Origin of the sequence: Rhodococcus sp. ACPA4 (assembly GCF_002300185.1) — a bacterium.
Taxonomy (GTDB): Bacteria; Actinomycetota; Actinomycetes; order Mycobacteriales; family Mycobacteriaceae; genus Rhodococcus_F; species Rhodococcus_F globerula.
On sequence record NZ_NSDY01000001.1, the window covers coordinates 3,493,484 to 3,511,782 of the forward strand.

Here is an 18,299-nt window from a genome sequence, read left to right on the forward strand (position 1 = left end):
CCAGGCTTCGCCTGTGCGCCTTTTCGGTAGTGCCGGCTACCAGATAGGCGCACAGGTGGAGCCTATGCTTGGCAAATGACCGAACCCGACATCAAGCCCAGAAGTCGTGACGTCACCGACGGACTGGAAAAGACCGCAGCGCGAGGCATGTTGCGAGCAGTAGGAATGGGTGACGACGACTGGGTCAAGTCCCAGATCGGCGTCGCGTCCTCCTGGAACGAGATCACCCCGTGCAACCTGTCCCTCGACCGCCTTGCCAAAGCCGTCAAGGAAGGTATCCGGGAGGGCGGTGGGTTCCCCCTCGAATTCGGCACCATCTCGGTGTCCGACGGCATTTCGATGGGTCACGAGGGTATGCACTTCTCCCTTGTCTCCCGTGAAGTCATCGCGGACAGCGTGGAAACCGTCATGCAGGCCGAGCGCCTCGACGGTTCCGTCCTCCTTGCCGGCTGCGACAAATCACTGCCCGGCATGTTGATGGCGGCTGCTCGCCTCGACCTCGCCAGCGTGTTCCTCTACGCCGGTTCCACGTTGCCCGGCGTCGCAAAGCTGTCCGACGGCACTGAACGCGAAGTCACCGTCATCGACGCCTTCGAAGCCGTGGGAGCGTGTGCCCGCGGGCTGATGAGCCGCGAAGACGTCGACACCATCGAGCGCGCCATCTGCCCCGGAGAGGGTGCATGCGGCGGTATGTACACCGCAAACACCATGGCAAGTGCCGCGGAGGCCATGGGTATGTCCCTTCCCGGCAGCGCGTCGCCGCCTGCGCCCGACCGTCGACGCGACGGATTCGCGCGCGAGAGCGGCAAAGCCGTCGTCGAACTCCTTCGTCGGGGAATCACCACCCGCGACATCCTCACCAAGGAAGCATTCGAGAACGCGATAGCGGTTGTCATGGCATTTGGTGGTTCCACCAATGCGGTGCTCCATCTCCTCGCGATCGCTCACGAAGCGTATGTCCCTCTGACACTCGACGATTTTGCTCGCGTCGGAGCCAAGGTTCCGCACCTCGCCGACGTGAAGCCTTTCGGAAAACACGTCATGACCGACGTCGACCGCATCGGCGGAGTTCCTGTCATCATGAAGGCGTTGCTCGACGCCGGTCTCATGCACGGCGATTGCCTGACCGTTACCGGCAAGACCGTGGCGGAGAATCTGGCGCACATCACCCCGCCCGATCCGGACGGCAAGGTTCTACGGGCGATGAACAAGCCCATTCACCCGACCGGCGGCATCACGATCCTCAAGGGCTCGTTGGCTCCCGGCGGCGCAGTCGTCAAGTCAGCCGGCTTCGAATCCGACGTATTCACCGGTACTGCACGAGTTTTCGAACGCGAACGCGCCGCGATGGACGCTCTCGAGGACGGCACGATCACTGCCGGTGATGTTGTGGTGATCCGATACGAAGGACCCAAGGGCGGCCCCGGAATGCGCGAGATGCTGGCCATTACGGGCGCTATCAAGGGCGCCGGCCTGGGCAAAGACGTCCTGCTGCTGACCGACGGACGATTCTCCGGCGGAACGACCGGCCTGTGCGTCGGGCACGTCGCGCCCGAGGCGGTGGACGGCGGTCCCATCGCGTTTGTTCGTGACGGCGATCAGATCCGGCTCGATGTCAGTACCGGACTGTTGGAACTGCTTGTCGACGACTCGGAACTGCTTGCCCGCAAAGAAGGTTGGGAGCCACTTCCGCCGCGCTACACACGCGGTGTGCTGGCGAAGTACACCAAGCTGGTGGGATCAGCGTCAGGTGGAGCAGTGTGCGGCTGAACCCGAACAGATAGCGCGCTGATGCCAGACAGCGCACCGATCTAGATCGGCTGGAACCCGGCACCGACGCCTCCATCAGAATTGATATCCGCGATGATCGAGGACATGTTGGTGCCGAGTTCCGGCCCCAGACACGGCACGTACAGGTAGGCGTTCACCATCGCCACCAATGTGGTTCCGACGGTGACAGGGGCTCCGGAATCGCCGTGATCAACACACACCTGCGTCCAGGTTTGGGCGTCGGCGCTCAGATTTCCCCACACGACGCCGCACGTCTGCCCCGTTGTCCGACCTTCTTTGCAGGCGATGGCCGGGAAGCTCGCCGGCTGGCCGATTGACGTGATGGTGGCACTGTCAACGGTCCGCACGGGCGTCACTTTTGCCGGATTGAACTCGATGATGGCGTAGTCGAGCTCCGAATTGGACTCGACGAAGGTGCCGACGACCCCGGCTCCCTCGTCATCCTCCGGAACAACCGTCGAACCAGGTCCGCCACAGTGACCTGCAGTGATCCCCACCAGCCGACCGCCGTTGTCACGCCCGATCGTTGTCAACGTACATATCGTCTCGTCGCTGATGATGATGCCGCTGCCCCCGCCGAGGGGTGTTGCCGCGGCAACGGCCGTCCCTGTGACCACCAACCCGAGTCCCAGTGCAATTACGACCGCCGCCAAAACGGAAATGATTCTCTGCAACATCACACACTCCCCGCCGAGATAGTCCCCGCTGCACAAATCGCATACCCCGGATACTCGGCACCTACGCAGGAGAGTTACTCGTTGGTCCCCAGCGCTTCGAGCATCTTGCGTGCTTCTTCGAGTTGACGGCTGAGCTCGTCCACTCTGGCGGCCGCTGCGTCGCGCGCCTCCACGATGATCGATTCGACGGCTTCGATGGCCGTCGGTTCACCCAGTTCGCGGATTGCGCGCTCAACTGCATCGGGTGCCACCGGGACCGCTTTGCCCGGCCGCTTGGCTCCCAAAGTGACGGTGACGCTCCAGTCGTTGTCGGCGCCGGCATGGATGGTGACGCTGACTCCTGGCGGTAGTTTCTTGGCACGCTTGACCGCCGGACGAGGCGCGGGAGCCGCAACGGGCGCAGGGGCCGGAGCGGCTGCTGCCGGTACGGTTCGGGGCTTCGGCCGAGTTTCGACGAGTGGTTCCATGAGCGGTTCGGACTCCACAACTGGTTTAGGGCGGGGCGCCGGCTTGGGGGGCGTCGACGCGACGCGGTTGATTCGCAATTCCTCTGCCTCGAAGGGCAATTCGTCGTTCACGCCCTTGGGGCGGATCAGCACGGTATTTCCGTCCACCGACACCACCTTCGCGGAAGTGCCTGCGTCGATGCCGAGGCTGGGAGTTGCCTCGCGCAGGTATACGGTGGCGCGTTTGCCTTCGGCGACTGCCGTGGCGAGAGCTGCCAAATTTTCCGCAGTGAGGTGATCCGGCGTTGATGCGGTAGCGCCGGAACGTCTACGGGGTGGCATGCGCAAATCCTTTCGAGAGTGTCGGTAGAGCTTTTCTCGGGGCAACTCTTGCACAGGGCACCGACGTGTTCCCGCGCAGCGCCGCTCAGGTTCGCCGAATTCAGTACTGTTCGGCAGGCAGCACGTGAAAGATAGTGTCGACAACACCGCAACATGGGACGCAAGGAGCACAGTGAGCAGTTCGGAGTCAGCACCGATCGACGAGGGCACCGAACCATCCGCGTCACTGTCGCGAAGTGGGTTCGACGCCCCTACCTTCAGCCGCATTCAGTCCGACGTCGAAGAGTTCCTCCTCGGCGGTCCTCGTTGTTACACGCAGTCTCAGATCGCCGAATTCGCGGGTGTTTCCCGCGAGCGCGCAGATCGCCTGTGGGTCGCGATGGGATTTGCCGTCGACGACGACCCGGACGCCGTCATGTTCACCCAACAGGACGCCGATGCGTTGCAGGGCATCATCACCATGGTCGATCGTGGAATCATCTCGCGCAGTAGCGAAGTCGCTGCGGCACGCGCGCTGGGCCAATCGATGTCGCGTCTCGCCGAATGGCAGGTGTCGATCATCGGCACTCACATCGTCGATCAATTGACGGAGTCCGCGGATGACGATCCCGAGGCGATCCGGAAGCAAATTCTGCGACTCGGCGCCGAGATCATCCCCGCTGTCGAATCGCTCCAGACCTACGTGTGGAAGAGGCACATCGCTTCGTCGACGGGACGGAACGTCGGAAATCCCGGAGAAGAATTCTCCAGCCGAATCTTGATCGTCGGTTTTGCCGACATAGTCGGATACACCTCACTGACTCGGGGATTGGATCCCACCGAGCTGAACGATTTGCTCGAACGCTTCGAATCCGCGTCAACCGAAATCATCGGCCGAAACTTCGGGTGGGTCGTCAAAACTGTCGGTGACGAGGTGATGTTCGCTGTGGAAAGCCCCCGCCACGCTGCCGAAATCGCCTTGCAGATTCAAAGCGCCGTGCTCGCCGACCACGACGATCCACAACTGCGCGTGGGTCTTGCCATGGGTCCGACGCTCGTGCGTTTCGGCGATCTGTACGGGTCGGTGGTCAACAAAGCTGCCAGGCTCACCAGTTCCGCGCGCCCCGGAACGGTACTGATCGATTCGGAATTGGCCGCCGCAGTGAGCGACGATGCCAATTTCAAGCTCCGCCACCTCCGGCCGCGTCGCGTGCGTGGCATCGACCGCCTCGAACAGTACGTACTACGACGAAATCTCGAACCCTAAAGATCTCGCACCGCAGCTATCTCACGCTCGCCTTGCAGCGAGGAAATCGTCGACTATCTGCGCACACGCCGATTCCCCCAACGGGGTGAGGGTTGCCAACTTCGTGAGCACCAACGGACCGACCAACTGCGCGAGCGCAACGTCGTAGTCGTACTCCCCCAATTCCTCGATGGCCTCGGGCGTACGCAAGACCCGGTCGAACGCGTCCCGGTACTGCTCGATGATCATCTGCCGCAGCGACCGCATCTCCGGTTGGCGCTCGGTCAACGCGGCCGCGCTCGAGTAGCCCGTCAGATCCGGCCCCAAGCCGAGCCAGCACATTGCTGTGACCTGCACGGGGGCGCTCTCGATGGCCTTGGCTTGATTGGTGAGAAGCTCGAGCAGCTGCGCTCGCAGATCGCCCTCTCCCGATAGTGCCGGTACGGACGGCAGTAGCCGCGCAAAGGCAGCAGCCACCAGCTCGGTGCCGCTGTCGAAGTGCCGATACAACGTCGCGCGAGCAACATTCGCGAGCTTGGTGACGGCGTCGATCGTCACCGCGTCGACTCCGCCTTCGGCAAGAAGTGTTGTTGCAGCATCGAGCAATCGAGTCCGGGATCGCAGTTTGCGCGGATCCTCGTCTGCTGCCTGCCGATCAGAGCGAACCGTTGTCACAACCACAGTTATACCCAACCTGGGGTTGTGGAACTAGCATTCTCCCAACGATACTGATGGTCTCGTTTCTATGGGAGGCTTCGTGACCAGTAAGACGGAGATCGAACAGAGCACCTGGACGCCGCGGCAGATCTGGATGCTGACCGTCTCGTGCTGCGCGGTGGCATTGGTGGTCGCAGCCATGGCTGCACTCAACACCGCACTCCCCGACATCGCCCGGGACACCGGCGCCACCCAAACTCAGCTCACCTGGATCGTCGACGGCTACACACTCGTGCTCGCCTGCCTGCTGCTGGCCGCCGGAGCACTCGGTGACCGCTACGGCCGACGCGAACTGCTGATGTTCGGGTTGGTCGTCTTTGCAGCAGGCAGCGCGATCCCCGTCTTCATCGACGAACCGTCGTGGATCATCGCCTCCCGCGTCGTCTCGGGAGTGGGTGCCGCATTTGTCATGCCTGCGACACTCTCACTGCTCACGGCCGGTTTTCCGGCTACCCAACGCAGTCGAGCCGTCGGCGTGTGGTCCGGCGTGGCCGGCTCGGGCGCCATCGCCGGACTTGTCATATCCGGTTTCCTGATCGAAAAGTGGTCGTGGCATTCGATATTCATCAGCCTCGCCGTCGTATCGGGACTAATCCTGGTGGCCTCGTTCACCATCGCGTCCTCGAAGGACGAGGAGACAACTCCACTCGATTTTCTGGGCACTGCACTGATTGCCACGGCGATCGGCCTTTTTGTCCTCGGCATGATCGAAGCACCCGTCCGCGGGTGGCTGAACCCTGTGGTTCTTGCGCTTCTGATCGGCGGAATCGCCACGGGAGTTGTATTCAGCTTCGTGGAATTGCGTTCGGCCCATCCACTTCTCGATGTCGGACTGTTTGCCAACCGCGCATTCGGTAGTAGCGCAACATCACTCGTACTTCAGTTCCTCGCCACATTCGGAATGTTCTTCATGCTTGTGCAGTACCTGCAACTCGTGCTCGATTACTCGCCACTTCAATCAGCACTCGCACTTCTTCCGATGGCCGTCCCCGTCATGGCTCTGTCCGTCGTGTCGCCGCTGCTGATCCCGCTCGTCGGACTCCGAATTCTCACCTCGGTGGGAATTGCGCTTCTCGGCACAGGAATCGCACTCGTGACCCGGTTGGAGTTGGGATCGAGCTACGTCGACGTGTGCATTCCCCTGATCGTCGCGGCCATCGGGTTGGGACTGTGCACCACACCCGCTACCGCTGCAATCGTGTCCAATACACCGGATGCCAAACAGGGCGTCGCGTCGGCGATCAATGACGTCACCCGTGAAATCGGTTCTGCGATAGGCGTTGCGCTTGCGGGTAGCATCCTGGCCACGACGTACGCTCGGCATGTTCAACCTGCTGTGGATATGCTGCCCGAGCCGGCCAAGGAACCGGTCTCGGGTTCCTTGGCCGCGGCCCTGCACATCGCGGAAAGCGCGGGCTCACAAGGCGATCAACTGGCGGACTTCGCCCGTGAAGCCTTCATCGAAGGCATGAACCAAGCTGCACTGACCTTGGCCGTGATCATCTGGGTCTCTGCAGTCATCCTCGGATTCTGGGCACCCGGACGGCAGAAAACCGCAAAGGCGCTGCCGTCGGAATCGACAGCAGCGCCTTTGGCTTGACAGCTAGTGAGTGTCAGGCGGATGCGCGGTCACGTTCTGCAGCGAGGGTGAGCGCGATGTCGACGATCATGTCTTCCTGACCGCCCACCAGACGACGCTGGCCGGCTTCGAGCAGCAACGTGCGGACATCGATGCCGTAGCGCTCCGACGCGGTCTCCGCGTGGCGCAGGAAGCTCGAGTAGACACCTGCGTAGCCGAGCGTGAGGGTTTCACGGTCGACACGAACGGGCCGGTCCTGCAGCGGACGGACGATGTCGTCGGCAGCATCCTGCAGAGCGAACAGGTCGCAGCCGTGCTCCCACTCCTCGATGTTGGCGACGGCGATGAATGCCTCGAGGGGGCAGTTACCGGCACCGGCACCGTGACCGGCGAGCGATGCATCGACGCGGGTGACGCCGTTCTGCACTGCCACAACGGAATTGGCAACCGAGAGCGACAGGTTCTCATGCGCGTGGATACCGATTTCGGTGCCCTCGTCGAGGATGTCGCGGTACGCGCGAACACGGTCGGCGACGTCGTTCATCACCAGACGTCCACCCGAGTCGGTGACGTAGACGCAGTGCGCGCCGTACGACTCCATCAACTTGGCCTGCTTCGCCAGTTCTTCGGCAGGCGCCATGTGGCTCATCATCAGGAAGCCGGAGACGTCCATGCCGATCTCGCGGGCGGTCTCGATGTGCTGCGCGGAGACGTCGGCCTCGGTGCAGTGTGTGGCAACGCGAACCGAGCGAACGCCCAGGTCGTAGGCATGCTTGAGTTCACTGATCGTGCCGACACCCGGAAGCAGCAGCGTGGTGAGGCGAGCGTGCTCGAGCACCTCGGCCGCTGCTTCGATCCATTCCCAGTCGGTGTTCGAGCCGGGACCGTAGTTGAGCGAGCCGCCGGCGAGACCGTCGCCGTGTGCAACTTCGATCGCGTCGACGCCGGCAGCGTCGAGAGCGGTGACGATCCGCTTGACGTCGGTGGGCGAAATGCGGTGGCGGACAGCGTGCATGCCGTCACGAAGGGTGACGTCCTGGACGAAGATCTTGCGGTTGCTCACTTGGTTGCTTCCTTCTGCTGGGCGATGCGCTCCGCGATCTGCATTCCGGCGGACGTCATGATGTCGAGGTTGCCGGCGTACGCGGGCAGGTAGTGTGCAGCACCCTCGACCTCGAGGAATACCGACACCTGGTGGGTGGGGCGATTGCCGTCGACGAGCAACGTCTCGACCGGCTGGTCGGCCGGGATCTCGGTGATCTGGACTTCCTGCTTGAGGCGGTAGCCCGGGACGTAGGCGGAGACGTCGCCGACCATCTTCTCGATCGACGCACGGATCTCCTCGTGAACAGCCGGGTCCGGGGCGTCGACGAGGCAGAAGACGGTGTCGCGCATGATCAGCGGCGGCTCAGCCGGATTGAGGATGATGATGGCCTTGCCGCGGCGAGCGCCGCCGACTGCCACGATCGCCTCGGATGTGGTCTCGGTGAACTCGTCGATGTTGGCGCGCGTTCCGGGACCGGCCGACTTGGAGGCAATGGACGCGACGATCTCCGCGTACGCCACCGGGACGACCCGAGAAACAGCGGCAACCATCGGGATCGTGGCCTGGCCACCACACGTCACCATGTTGACGTTAGGTGCGTCCAGGTGCTCGTCCGCGTTGACGGCCGGCACGACGTACGGGCCGATCGCGGCAGGTGTCAGGTCGATCATGCGCTTGCCGAGCGGTGCCAGGCGTGCGTTGTTGGCGACGTGCGCCTTTGCCGACGTTGCGTCGAAGACGATCTCGATCTCGTCGAAGTTCGGCAGACCGACGAGGCCCTCGACGCCTTCGGCGGTGATCGGCACGTTCAGGCGCGCCGCGCGAGCCAAACCGTCCGACGCGGGATCGATGCCGACCATGGCACCCATCTCCAGGTAGTCGGAATTACGCAGCACCTTGATCATCAGATCGGTGCCGATGTTGCCCGATCCGATGATCGCGACCTTGACCTTGCTCATGCGATGTCCCCTTTAGTGGAAAAACTTGTGGTGACCGAACCGAGTCCGGATACGTTCACGGTGACGACATTTCCCGCTACAACCGGCGCCATGGGGCCGAGAGCGCCGGAGAGAATGACCTGACCTGCAGTCAACGGCTGACCGAGTTCGCGGGCCGTGCGGGCGAGCCAGACAACTGCCTCGATGGGATCGCCCAAGCAGGCGGTTCCGACGCCGGTGGACACCTCGGTGCCGTCGACGCTCATCGACATGACAACGTCAGCAGGTTCAACCTCGGCGAGGGTGTGACGCTCGGTGCCGAGGACGTACACGCCGGACGACGCGTTATCGGCCACGGTGTCACCGAACTTGATGTCCCAGGACTCGATGCGGCTGTCGCAGATCTCGATCGCCGCGACGGAGTATTCGATCGCGTCGCGAACCTGAGCGTTGTCCAGCGGTCCGTCGACGAGGTCAGCACCGAGTACGAAAGCAACCTCGGCCTCGACCTTGGGCTGGATCAGGCGGTCCATCGGGATCGACTCGCTGCCGGTGAAGTCCATATCGGCGTACAGAACACCGAGGTCGGGCTGATCAACGCCGAGTTGCTGCTGGACTGCCACCGAGGTCAGGCCGATCTTGCGGCCCACAACGACGGCACCGGCATTGCGACGGATTTCGTCGACGCGGCGCTGCACGGCGTATGCGGCAACGAGGTCTTCACTTCCGATCAGATCCCGCACGGGTGCGCAGGGCACGCCGGTTGCGGCGGCGGTCGCGAGGCGATCCGCGGCAGCGGCGATGTCGGTCTCGCTCGCTGTACTGGAATTCGAGGGCTGGCTCATGACCCCTACTTTCCAGGCTTGCACCCCACTACGCCAGGCTGATGTCTCACTCACCGATACGATTGACGAATGACTGGTGCCGCAAACCTCGACACCGTGCTCGGTAAAGCCGTGACGATCTTGCGCGCCTTCCGCCCCGACGACCACGCCGTGCCCCTCGCGACGCTTGTCGCGCGGACCGGATTGCACAAGGCGACAGTGCACCGCCTCGCCGGTGAACTGGTCGCGAACCGGCTACTCGACCGCGTCGAGGGTGGCTACCGCCTGAGCGGCGGCCTGTTCGAACTCGGCATGCTCGCCTCGCTCGAGCGCAGCCTCCTGGAAATGGCGATGCCGTTCCTGCAAGACCTGTACGAGCGAACCCATGAAACTGTGCATCTCGGTGTGCGCGACGGTCATGACGTCGTGTACATCGCCAAGATCGGTGGGCATCGCCAAGCCAACTCCCCCTCGCGCACCGGCGGACGAATTCCGCTGTACTGCACGGCAATCGGCAAGGCTTTGCTGGCGTACTCGGATCCGGAGTTTCGCCGCGAAGTGCTCGCGGCACCGATGACCCGACGCACCCCGCACACGATCGTCGCACCCGGCATCCTGAGCAATCAGCTGGACCGGGTCTTCGAAACCGGAGTGGCCTTCGAACGCGAAGAATCAGCGCCGGGCCTCACGTGTGTGGCCGCGCCGGTATTCGGAAGCAACGACAAACTGGTGGCAGCCATCAGCGTCACCGGCCCCACCACTCGGTTCAAGCCCGAAAGCCAGGTAACCGTCCTGCGTGCAGCCGCCGAAGGGTTGCGCAGCACGATGGCCCGCCGCGAGCACCTGCGCTGACCAGGTAAATAGTCACGCCCGATACGCGGGCGCCTTGGCAGAGCTGCGAGTCTCCAGGGTCTCGAGCAACGGCAACGCCCGGAACGGCACAACCACCGACAGAACCATCACGCTGGTGGAGCGCGTGGCCACTCCCGAACGATTGAGGTCGAGCAGGGTCTGCTGCAAACCTTGATGCGACGCTGCGGCGACTCGACACAGAACGTCACCGGCTCCCGTGGTCGCAAACGCTTCGATCACACCGGGTATGGCTTCGAGTTTGACCGTGACGGTGTCGAGCGCACCTTGGGCAATCTCCAGGGTCACAAATGCCTGCACGCCGAAACCTGCTGCAGCCAGGTCGATATGGGGCTCGTAGCCGGCGATGATTCCGCCGTCCTCGAGCCGGCGCAGTCTGGCCTGCACAGTGGCCCGAGCTACCCTGGTCACCCTCGACAGTTCGAGTGCCCCCGCCCGCGGATGCGTGTGCATCGCTTCGAGCAGCGCCAGGTCCAGACCGTCGATCGACACTGCACTGCGTACCGATTCCACCATGGCTTCCAACCTATACACAGCGACTGGAAAACCACACCCATCTAGCGGTATTCCGTCGAAACGGCTAGCAGAAAGCACGCCCGTTGACTAGCTGCATCGCGCCGGACTTAGCTACATGCATCGACACCGCTGGGAGGACACGAGATGACCATCGAACACAGCATCACCGACGAGGAACGACTGGCCGGACTCGATCTCGAACAACTACGCCAACTGGTGGGACTGGTCGAATACGACGACGCTTCGGATCCCTTTCCGGTCCACGGATGGGACGGACTCGAGTGGATCGTCGGCAACGCCACCCAGACTTCCCACTTCTATCAGTCCGCCTTCGGCATGACATTGGTGGCCTACTCGGGTCCATCCACCGGTAACCGCGACCACCACGCGTTTGTACTCGAAAGCGGCGCAGTGCGATTCATCGTCAAGGGAGCTGTGGACCCGGCGAGCGAATTGATCGAGCACCATCGCGTACACGGCGACGGTATCCGCGACATCACCTTGAACGTCCCCGATGTCGACAAAGCCATAGCGCACGCAATTACGCAGGGCGCGCGGGTCATTGCCGAACCGCACGACATTGCCGATGATCACGGCAGCGTCCGCCTCGCCACCATCGCGACGTACGGCGACACGCGCCACACACTTGTCGACAGGTCCGGATACCACGGACCGTATCTGCCCGGATATGTCAGTCGCACATCGTCATTCGTGGCCCGCCACAGCGCTCCCGAGCACATCTTCCAAGCTCTCGATCACGTGGTCGGGAATGTGGAACTCGGGAAGATGGACGAGTGGGTCGACTTCTACCGCCGCGTCATGGGCTTCACCAACATGGCGGAGTTCGTCGGTGGGGACATCGCAACCGACTACTCCGCGCTGATGAGCAAAGTGGTCTCCAGCGGCGACCACCGCGTCAAGTTTCCGCTCAACGAACCCGCCATCGCGAAGAAGCGATCACAGATCGACGAGTACCTGGAGTTCTACCAAGGCCCGGGCGCCCAACATCTGGCACTCGCCACTGCCGACATCCTGGCCGCCGTCGACGCACTTGTTGCCGAAGGAATCGAGTTCCTGTCGACACCGGCGTCGTACTACGAAGATCCCGAGCTGCGGGCCCGAATCGGGAAGGTGCGGGTCCCCATCGACGAACTACAGAAACGAGGCATCCTCGTCGATCGAGACGAGGACGGCTACCTCTTGCAGATTTTCACCAAACCGATCGGCGACCGACCCACCGTGTTCTTCGAACTCATCGAACGCCACGGCTCACTCGGTTTCGGCTTGGGCAACTTCAAGGCACTGTTCGAGGCGATCGAGCGTGAGCAGGCGATGCGCGGAAACTTCTAGGTGTCTGCGCTCCACTGCCACACAACAGACGGGCGACCCGTTGTACTGACCCGCACCCGCTCGTCGGTACGTTCCAGTCCGGGTAAGGATTTGAGTGTGCGGTTGAGATTGCCAGGGTCCGGACGGGCGCCGGAAAGTTCCTCGGCGACGGCCAACGCATAGGACGCCGGAAACGACGCACCGGTCAGTGCCCGAGTGAAGACCTCATCGCGCCACAACAGAGAGTCCGCAAGGATCGGCCGGGTATCCGCCACTATTCGGTTGTGATCGAATGCAAGATCACCCGGGTTGTCCCAGCTCACCCATTCCGGAGTGATGTCACCCATAGGCACATCTTCGGAGGTGATAACGGCCCACATGGTTACCGACAGTGTCGGACCACGCGGGTCTCGATGAGGTTCGTCGAACACCGCCAACTGTCCGCTCGCCAGAATTGCGTCGTCGGGTAGCCCGAGCTTGGTTGTCACCGCTCGCCGAGCCGCATCCTGGAGCCGTTCACCCGCACCGAGCAGTACACCGGGCAACGCACGCTGCCCGGTGTACGGCTCTGCCTGCCGCTCCGCGACGGCAAAACGCAACTGGCCCGGTTCCGGATTGCCGAAACGCAGAGCGATAACGTCGATCGAGACAAGTGACTGTTCCACGCCGTCCATCATGCAGGCACGCCGGCGCGAAGCCGACGGTCGGCCCGGTCCGGTCCGTCCGAAGTAAGCACTACCGGAACGCCGGCCTCGCTACCCAGGTAATCGATAAACGGCTCGGCTTCTGCCGGAACGTCCCGTCTCACAGCCGACATGGCCCACAGCGCTTCCGTCAACGCCGCCTGGTGTTCGAGATCCTTCCACTCTCCGACGGGGATCAGTCCGACAGGTGTACCCGCGCACCCGTCGTACCTGTCCACACCCTGGATCGGGGTTCCCGCCGTTGTCGCACGCTCCAGCGCGTCGAGGTGCGTGAGGGCCAACCCGTCGACGCCGCCGCAGACCTCGATCGCGTACCGCAGCAGCAGTGTGTCGAGGTGCCCTACCCGAAATGACCCCTGGTACTCGCCGACGCCGTTGTGCGGTTCCGGCAGGACCGCCCCGAGCGCGCTGTCCTCCGTCGGAAGGGGCCCGGCACCGTGACGCGTGGTGTACGTGCGGGTCACGCCGAGCACATAACTCTCCCTGCCTATTTCGGAGACCATTGCGCGGGCATTGGACGGTTCCACCGTCGACCACGTGGTGTGCGGGTGAAATCCACGCCACTCGTCGAGGAGCACACCCTGTGCGCCTTCGAAGACCAATCGGCCACGTGCACCGATGGACTCCAGCGCCCCAAGGCCGACAATATCCACTACTGCAGCACATTCCGCGTACATGTCGGCCATGTCCACTATCTCTGGAAACCCATGACGACTGTCGGTGATCAACGGTCCGTAGTACGCCGCCATGTTCTCGAGCTTGCGAGCGAGCACATCCGGCCGTTGGCAGTCCCCGACAGTCGGCGCATCAGGGCGCTCGAGCGCATACGCCGCCGTCTCACCGATTCCCTTGCCACACGAGCCATGTCGATTGTCACCTCGCGCATCCTCACGAGCTCGATTGGCCGCAACGTGAATCGGCGTGGTCAACAGTGCCCGCCCGTCGATGGTCAACAGGTCGAATGGATCTTGCACGCCAACAGCTTCCAACGCTCGCGCTTCCCTCGCCAAAGAGATCGGCTCGACCAGCATGAATTGGGAGAGAAACGTGGGGACACCGTTGAGCGTCCCCGATCCGAATTGCGAGAAGGTGTGGTGGCGTTCTCCGTTCACGACATTGTGAGCGGCCTGCGCACCTCCGTTGAATCGAACCACTGCCGCAACATCGAGATCCGCCTGCGGTGAGCAGAGCCAGTCGACCGTGGCACCCTTTCCGGCGTCGCCGAAGCCGAGGTCGACGACAATAATGTCACTCCGAGCGTCCATTGTGTCCTCCCTCAGTCTGTGTCCTAACTCAGTCGAAATCGACGTCATCCGAGCCTGTTCCGAGATCCTTCGGCAATGCAGCCACCCGTGCAGGCGTCCTTCTCGTGATTCTCGCCAGTGCCTTGTGCACCGTCTTGGCTTCGGCTGTCGATCCCACATCGCGAAGGTCGGCCAATCCGTCACTCAAGTCGATGCGGTCTTCACCGATCCCCACGGTCAGGGCGATGAGTTCGCACACGGCGGCAGGATCGTCGAGCTTGAGGAAGCGTTCACCCAGGAGATCCGTCCAGTGGTCCGCGATCTCCGGATCGTTGTAGTACGACGACTGATTGGGCAACACGAAGTAGACGTTCCACTTTTGCTCCAGTTCCCGATACACCGAGGGAACGGAAATATCGCGTCGAACCTTGTCGCCGATCACGTCGCGAATGTGACGACCCGACAGTCGCGGCTTGTTCAATTCGTCGCCGATGATGAACAGGTAACCTTTGCGGCCCCTCTTCTCCCAAGCGTCGGTGCTCGTGTGACGAGCCATGAAATATGCTGCCAGTTCGTAGCTTTCCGATTTCTGGCCACCACCGTTCCCTTCGAGGAAGATGGTGCGCAACTGCTCGTCCATCGCGTTACCCGATTCGAATTGCCCTACCTGCAGGGGAACCCGATCGGAATCCGCGTCTCCGATTCCACCGAACAGAATCTGCGGGTCGTCTGCATATCCTTTGCGTTGCAGCAATCCGTGCAGCTTCCCGAGCTTGTCCTGCATGATGCGCGGAACGGCACCCATCGAACCGGTGACGTCGAAAAGCACTGCAATAGGCAAAGAATCAGGGTGTCCATCCGAATCCCGGCATTCTCGTTTGTCTACACCGAACGGATCGAGACTCGGATCTGCTTTCCAACTGTTTCGCGGACGCGACCGTAGCGTGTCGGTGTACCCGAAATCGTCGACACCGCGCGCGGCACGGAATGTCTTGCCCGCCAGGTATGTGTTGTCGTCCCAATATCCGTATCCCATGATGAATCACTGCCTTTCAGATTGGGCGGACGGTAAACGCCCGAAAGGTGCGTTCGCCGTATAGAAGCTCTAGGAGTTCGTCGAACTCGCCGAGGAGATCAGTGGCGTCGGGCCGTAGTCGTGGATTGTCTTGCATACACCCCAGTGCAAAAGTCTTCATACGACTGGGGATTCGGTCGCCGAGCATAGTCGTCATCAACTGATGCGCCATGTAGACGTCCCACCCCGGGGAAGCTGCTTCGCCAAGTTCCGGCGGATAGGCACTTCGGCAGGAACTGATCTTTGCTGCCGGCCGCATTCCTGAACGAGTCGCAAACGACCAGCCCACCAGCACCACGCCATGTAATTCGGGCTGTATCAGCACATTTTCCTCGACGATCGCTGTATGGACCCAATCCGCCTGGTGTGCTGCCGCAAGTGCGCGCAACAGGCGTCGGTGCATCCAGGCCCAGTCTCGTGGATCGAGGCCGTTCGGGTAAGCGCGGCGAACATCGGCGAGGGTGACAAAGCCGGTGGACAGATCATCGAGCACATTGATCCGGCGAACTTCCCCCGAAGCTGGGTCGGCCGCCGAAATGCGGTCGACCAGCGTCGGGAGGTACGGCGCGCCGCGGATGTCGGTGAGCGCCGACCTCTCAGTCTCCATCAGCGGGTTCGCTCGCCGACTCCGAGGGATCTTCACCACAACAGATGCCCCGGATCGGTCCTGCGCACGGTAGAGAGTTGCCACCGAACCTCGGGCGAGGACATCACCCAACACGTACTCGTTGTTGTCCCCGACATATGTCGCGGATGATTGCACTGCTTCGGCTTCCGCCACCCAACTGCGGTACAGCTCATTCAACCGAGTTGTTGCGGCAGCGTATCGCGCAACATCACTCGCCTGCGCCCGATCCGGATGGATCGCAGCAACCAAGCAATGGAATTGACGCTTCGCCCGCCGGCGCGATTCCGAATAAGTGGTGGCACTTCCGAACAGCTCGGTCGAGGTTGTTGCCGCCTCGACAGTTTCGAGATCGTTCTTCACCGTGTTCATAAGTTTTAGTCTAAGTGACTAAAACTGATCGCGCAAGGCGGCTTCTTCCGAGCATCACAGTCTTGCTAGGCCGGTTCCGCCACTAGCGCACCGGGGCGACTTCTTCCGAGGAATACCGCAGAAGCGAACAGGAAGAACAGTGCGCCGACAAAGGTGCCGATGTTCGCCACGTTGGGATCAAGCGTGTTCCCGTCTTTCAGAATGAACGAACCGACTGCGGACACGCCAAATGCGATAGATCCGAGAGCGTTGAGCCACACACTTTGCCATTCCGCCGATCGAGACGCCCAGCGCGTATTCGAGCGCCACAGCATGAGTATCGCCAGAAAACTTGACGCCAAGAACGCAATCGACCCCTCGGCGTCGGGATTCCACACGAGGTTGATCTCTCCACGAACATTGAGCGTGCGCATAGCTGATCCGGTGCTGATATTGAACATGATGGTGCCGAGCAATTGCACCGCTGCAGACAACCACACAACGCGTACCGCAGGCCTACCCGAATCAGTGATGATGACGGGACCGGCGAGCGCCAATTGAACAATCGCCGCTGCGGTGAAGAACCACGACCCGACAAAGAAGAGAAGATTCACGAGCGTTGCTCCGAAAAGCGACGACAAGTAGGGGGCTGAACCAAGCGCAAAGAGCGTCGATCCGATCACGAAGCCCCAGGACTGTACGCGAAGTGTCGGATGAATCAGCATGCGCTGCATTGTAGTTCAATGGAAGTGCGATACCCGGCATTTCTGCTGTGCGCCACACTCCGTTCACCCGGCTCGTGTTCAGTTGCAGAGGCGATACTCTCGCTCACTCATTCACTCGGATCGTCGGGCACGTTCCTGCCCGTGAAGGGAATCACCATGGCCAGCGTTACTTTCGACCGCGCAACTCGTTCATACGGGGGAACCGATCGACCCGCACTCGACCAACTCGAGCTGGATATCGCAGACGGAGAGTTCCTTGTACTCGTCGGGCCGTCGGGCTGCGGGAAATCGACGTCTCTGCGGATGCTTGCCGGACTCGAACCCGTTGATTCGGGCCGAATTCTGATCGGCGATCGTGATGTCACCGATGTGGAACCGCAGCATCGCGATATCGCGATGGTTTTCCAGAATTACGCGCTCTATCCACACATGAGCGTGGGAGCAAACATGGGCTTTGCCCTCAAGATTGCCGGGGTTCCGAAGCAGGAACGGGAAGCTCGAGTGCTCGAAGCCGCCCGAGTGCTGGATCTCGAGCAGTACCTCGATCGCAAACCGAAGGCACTCTCGGGTGGGCAAAGGCAACGAGTTGCCATGGGTAGGGCCATTGTTCGCAATCCCCAGGTATTCCTTATGGACGAGCCGCTGTCCAATCTCGACGCCAAACTGCGAGTGCAGACTCGAACGCAGATTGCCTCCCTGACCCGCCGACTCGGTGTCACCACCGTGTACGTCACCCACGACCAGGTCGAAGCGATGACCATGGGTGATCGTGTTGCGGTACTCAAAGACGGTGTGTTGCAGCAGGTAGATACGCCTCGCCGCCTGTACACGAGTCCCGCCAACATCTTTGTTGCCGGATTCATCGGCTCACCCGCCATGAGCTTCATCGATCTCGACCTCGACGACGGTGAGATGTCACTCGGCGGGACGGCGTACCGCGTTCCACGTTCCGTCGCCGATGCCTCACTGACTCCCCACGTCACAGTGGGTATCCGGCCGGAGTCGTTTGTGCGGGTGGACAAGGGAATTACCGTCGTTGTCGACGTTGTCGAAGAACTGGGCGCCGACGCATTTGTCTACGGCCACACCATGATCAACGGCAAGCGCCATGAGTTGGTGATTCGCGAGGAAGGAAATAGTGCGCCGCCGATCGGCTCACGATTCGACGTTCTTCCCGTAGCCGAAAGCATGCACCTCTTCGACCCGACCACCGGCACCCGCCTGTCCACCGATGACACCGCTGTGCACGTGTAAGCCCTGATTCTCGAAGGTCCCG

18 protein-coding genes are annotated in these 18,299 nt (G+C 62.0%); 6 read left to right on the forward strand and 12 right to left on the reverse strand.

Annotated features, from left to right (window positions below):
- Positions 1-75 precede the first annotated feature (75 nt).
- A complete protein-coding gene (gene ilvD / locus CJ178_RS15795) occupies positions 76-1,770 on the forward strand; it encodes a dihydroxy-acid dehydratase (RefSeq protein ID WP_095887101.1) in 1,695 nt (564 codons plus the stop codon).
- 41 nt (positions 1,771-1,811) lie between these two features.
- Here ilvD and CJ178_RS15800 read toward each other — a convergent pair whose 3' ends face one another.
- Together CJ178_RS15800 and CJ178_RS15805 are read right to left on the reverse strand one after the other, a co-directional pair.
- On the reverse strand, positions 1,812-2,468 hold the full coding sequence (locus CJ178_RS15800) for a serine protease (protein ID WP_045064893.1): 657 nt from the start codon (positions 2,466-2,468) through the stop codon (positions 1,812-1,814).
- Between the two features lie 74 nt (positions 2,469-2,542).
- Complete coding sequence (locus tag CJ178_RS15805) at positions 2,543-3,256, reverse strand: DUF6319 family protein (protein ID WP_033236649.1); 714 nt, start codon at positions 3,254-3,256, stop codon at positions 2,543-2,545.
- Positions 3,257-3,452: 196 nt separating this feature from the next.
- Here CJ178_RS15805 and CJ178_RS15810 point away from each other — a divergent pair, with 196 nt between their 5' ends.
- Positions 3,453-4,502, forward strand: a complete 1,050-nt coding sequence (locus CJ178_RS15810; protein WP_371851348.1) for an adenylate/guanylate cyclase domain-containing protein — start codon at positions 3,453-3,455, stop codon at positions 4,500-4,502.
- A gap of 21 nt (positions 4,503-4,523) precedes the next feature.
- On the opposite strand, the gene CJ178_RS15815 is transcribed toward CJ178_RS15810, so the two are convergent.
- Complete coding sequence (locus CJ178_RS15815) at positions 4,524-5,156, reverse strand: TetR/AcrR family transcriptional regulator (protein WP_033236691.1); 633 nt, start codon at positions 5,154-5,156, stop codon at positions 4,524-4,526.
- A gap of 70 nt (positions 5,157-5,226) precedes the next feature.
- Between CJ178_RS15815 and CJ178_RS15820 the strand changes: the two genes are divergently transcribed.
- Entirely contained in the window at positions 5,227-6,798 is a 1,572-nt protein-coding gene (locus CJ178_RS15820) for an MFS transporter (protein WP_033236647.1), read from the forward strand.
- A 13-nt stretch (positions 6,799-6,811) separates the two neighbouring features.
- Here CJ178_RS15820 and dmpG read toward each other — a convergent pair whose 3' ends face one another.
- From dmpG to CJ178_RS15835, 3 genes are read right to left on the reverse strand one after another with little or no spacing between them, the layout of a single operon-like run.
- Positions 6,812-7,840: a 4-hydroxy-2-oxovalerate aldolase gene (dmpG, locus tag CJ178_RS15825; protein WP_033236646.1), complete on the reverse strand. Its 1,029-nt coding sequence runs from the start codon at positions 7,838-7,840 to the stop codon at positions 6,812-6,814.
- Positions 7,837-8,781, reverse strand: a complete 945-nt coding sequence (locus tag CJ178_RS15830) for an acetaldehyde dehydrogenase (acetylating) (protein ID WP_033236645.1) — start codon at positions 8,779-8,781, stop codon at positions 7,837-7,839. The genes dmpG and CJ178_RS15830 overlap by 4 nt, the downstream gene beginning before the upstream one ends.
- Positions 8,778-9,605, reverse strand: coding sequence for a 2-keto-4-pentenoate hydratase (locus CJ178_RS15835; RefSeq protein ID WP_033236644.1), 828 nt, complete (start codon positions 9,603-9,605; stop codon positions 8,778-8,780). Before CJ178_RS15835 ends, CJ178_RS15830 begins: the two co-directional genes overlap by 4 nt.
- Before the next feature lie 69 nt (positions 9,606-9,674).
- Between CJ178_RS15835 and CJ178_RS15840 the strand changes: the two genes are divergently transcribed.
- Positions 9,675-10,436 (forward strand): IclR family transcriptional regulator, encoded by a 762-nt coding sequence (locus tag CJ178_RS15840; RefSeq protein ID WP_033236643.1) that lies wholly within the window; start codon positions 9,675-9,677, stop codon positions 10,434-10,436.
- Positions 10,437-10,448: 12 nt separating this feature from the next.
- Here the strand turns inward: CJ178_RS15840 and CJ178_RS15845 are convergent, their stop codons facing one another.
- Positions 10,449-10,970: an Lrp/AsnC family transcriptional regulator gene (locus tag CJ178_RS15845; RefSeq protein WP_033236642.1), complete on the reverse strand. Its 522-nt coding sequence runs from the start codon at positions 10,968-10,970 to the stop codon at positions 10,449-10,451.
- 144 nt (positions 10,971-11,114) lie between these two features.
- Here CJ178_RS15845 and hppD point away from each other — a divergent pair, with 144 nt between their 5' ends.
- Positions 11,115-12,320, forward strand: coding sequence for a 4-hydroxyphenylpyruvate dioxygenase (gene hppD, locus CJ178_RS15850; RefSeq protein ID WP_095887102.1), 1,206 nt, complete (start codon positions 11,115-11,117; stop codon positions 12,318-12,320).
- Here hppD and CJ178_RS15855 read toward each other — a convergent pair.
- The 5 genes from CJ178_RS15855 to CJ178_RS15875 all read right to left on the reverse strand — a co-directional run bounded on the left by CJ178_RS15855 (position 12,317) and on the right by CJ178_RS15875 (position 17,023).
- Positions 12,317-12,976, reverse strand: a complete 660-nt coding sequence (locus tag CJ178_RS15855; RefSeq protein WP_095887103.1) for an NUDIX hydrolase — start codon at positions 12,974-12,976, stop codon at positions 12,317-12,319. The genes hppD and CJ178_RS15855 overlap by 4 nt on opposite strands.
- Positions 12,973-14,268, reverse strand: coding sequence for an adenylosuccinate synthetase (locus tag CJ178_RS15860; protein ID WP_095887104.1), 1,296 nt, complete (start codon positions 14,266-14,268; stop codon positions 12,973-12,975). Before CJ178_RS15860 ends, CJ178_RS15855 begins: the two co-directional genes overlap by 4 nt.
- Before the next feature lie 28 nt (positions 14,269-14,296).
- Entirely contained in the window at positions 14,297-15,283 is a 987-nt protein-coding gene (locus tag CJ178_RS15865) for a hypothetical protein (protein ID WP_095887105.1), read from the reverse strand.
- A 16-nt stretch (positions 15,284-15,299) separates the two neighbouring features.
- Entirely contained in the window at positions 15,300-16,319 is a 1,020-nt protein-coding gene (locus CJ178_RS15870; protein WP_095887106.1) for a serine/threonine-protein kinase, read from the reverse strand.
- A gap of 65 nt (positions 16,320-16,384) precedes the next feature.
- A complete protein-coding gene (locus CJ178_RS15875; RefSeq protein WP_033236690.1) occupies positions 16,385-17,023 on the reverse strand; it encodes a hypothetical protein in 639 nt (212 codons plus the stop codon).
- Between the two features lie 156 nt (positions 17,024-17,179).
- Between CJ178_RS15875 and CJ178_RS15880 the strand changes: the two genes are divergently transcribed.
- On the forward strand, positions 17,180-18,277 hold the full coding sequence (locus CJ178_RS15880; protein WP_033236689.1) for an ABC transporter ATP-binding protein: 1,098 nt from the start codon (positions 17,180-17,182) through the stop codon (positions 18,275-18,277).
- The last annotated feature ends 22 nt before the right edge of the window (positions 18,278-18,299 follow it).

Bases quoted from the DNA above. Each gene is read 5' to 3' on its own strand.
- ilvD (WP_095887101.1), top strand. From the start codon at position 76: ATGACCGAACCCGACATCAAGCCCAGAAGTCGTGACGTCACCGACGGA.
- CJ178_RS15800 (WP_045064893.1), bottom strand. From the start codon at position 2,468: ATGTTGCAGAGAATCATTTCCGTTTTGGCGGCGGTCGTAATTGCACTG.
- CJ178_RS15805 (WP_033236649.1), bottom strand. From the start codon at position 3,256: ATGCCACCCCGTAGACGTTCCGGCGCTACCGCATCAACGCCGGATCAC.
- CJ178_RS15820 (WP_033236647.1), top strand. From the start codon at position 5,227: ATGGGAGGCTTCGTGACCAGTAAGACGGAGATCGAACAGAGCACCTGG.
- CJ178_RS15830 (WP_033236645.1), bottom strand. From the start codon at position 8,781: ATGAGCAAGGTCAAGGTCGCGATCATCGGATCGGGCAACATCGGCACC.
- CJ178_RS15835 (WP_033236644.1), bottom strand. From the start codon at position 9,605: ATGAGCCAGCCCTCGAATTCCAGTACAGCGAGCGAGACCGACATCGCC.
- CJ178_RS15840 (WP_033236643.1), top strand. From the start codon at position 9,675: ATGACTGGTGCCGCAAACCTCGACACCGTGCTCGGTAAAGCCGTGACG.
- CJ178_RS15845 (WP_033236642.1), bottom strand. From the start codon at position 10,970: ATGGTGGAATCGGTACGCAGTGCAGTGTCGATCGACGGTCTGGACCTG.
- hppD (WP_095887102.1), top strand. From the start codon at position 11,115: ATGACCATCGAACACAGCATCACCGACGAGGAACGACTGGCCGGACTC.
- CJ178_RS15855 (WP_095887103.1), bottom strand. From the start codon at position 12,976: ATGATGGACGGCGTGGAACAGTCACTTGTCTCGATCGACGTTATCGCT.
- CJ178_RS15860 (WP_095887104.1), bottom strand. From the start codon at position 14,268: ATGGACGCTCGGAGTGACATTATTGTCGTCGACCTCGGCTTCGGCGAC.
- CJ178_RS15865 (WP_095887105.1), bottom strand. From the start codon at position 15,283: ATGGGATACGGATATTGGGACGACAACACATACCTGGCGGGCAAGACA.
- CJ178_RS15870 (WP_095887106.1), bottom strand. From the start codon at position 16,319: ATGAACACGGTGAAGAACGATCTCGAAACTGTCGAGGCGGCAACAACC.
- CJ178_RS15875 (WP_033236690.1), bottom strand. From the start codon at position 17,023: ATGCTGATTCATCCGACACTTCGCGTACAGTCCTGGGGCTTCGTGATC.
- CJ178_RS15880 (WP_033236689.1), top strand. From the start codon at position 17,180: ATGGCCAGCGTTACTTTCGACCGCGCAACTCGTTCATACGGGGGAACC.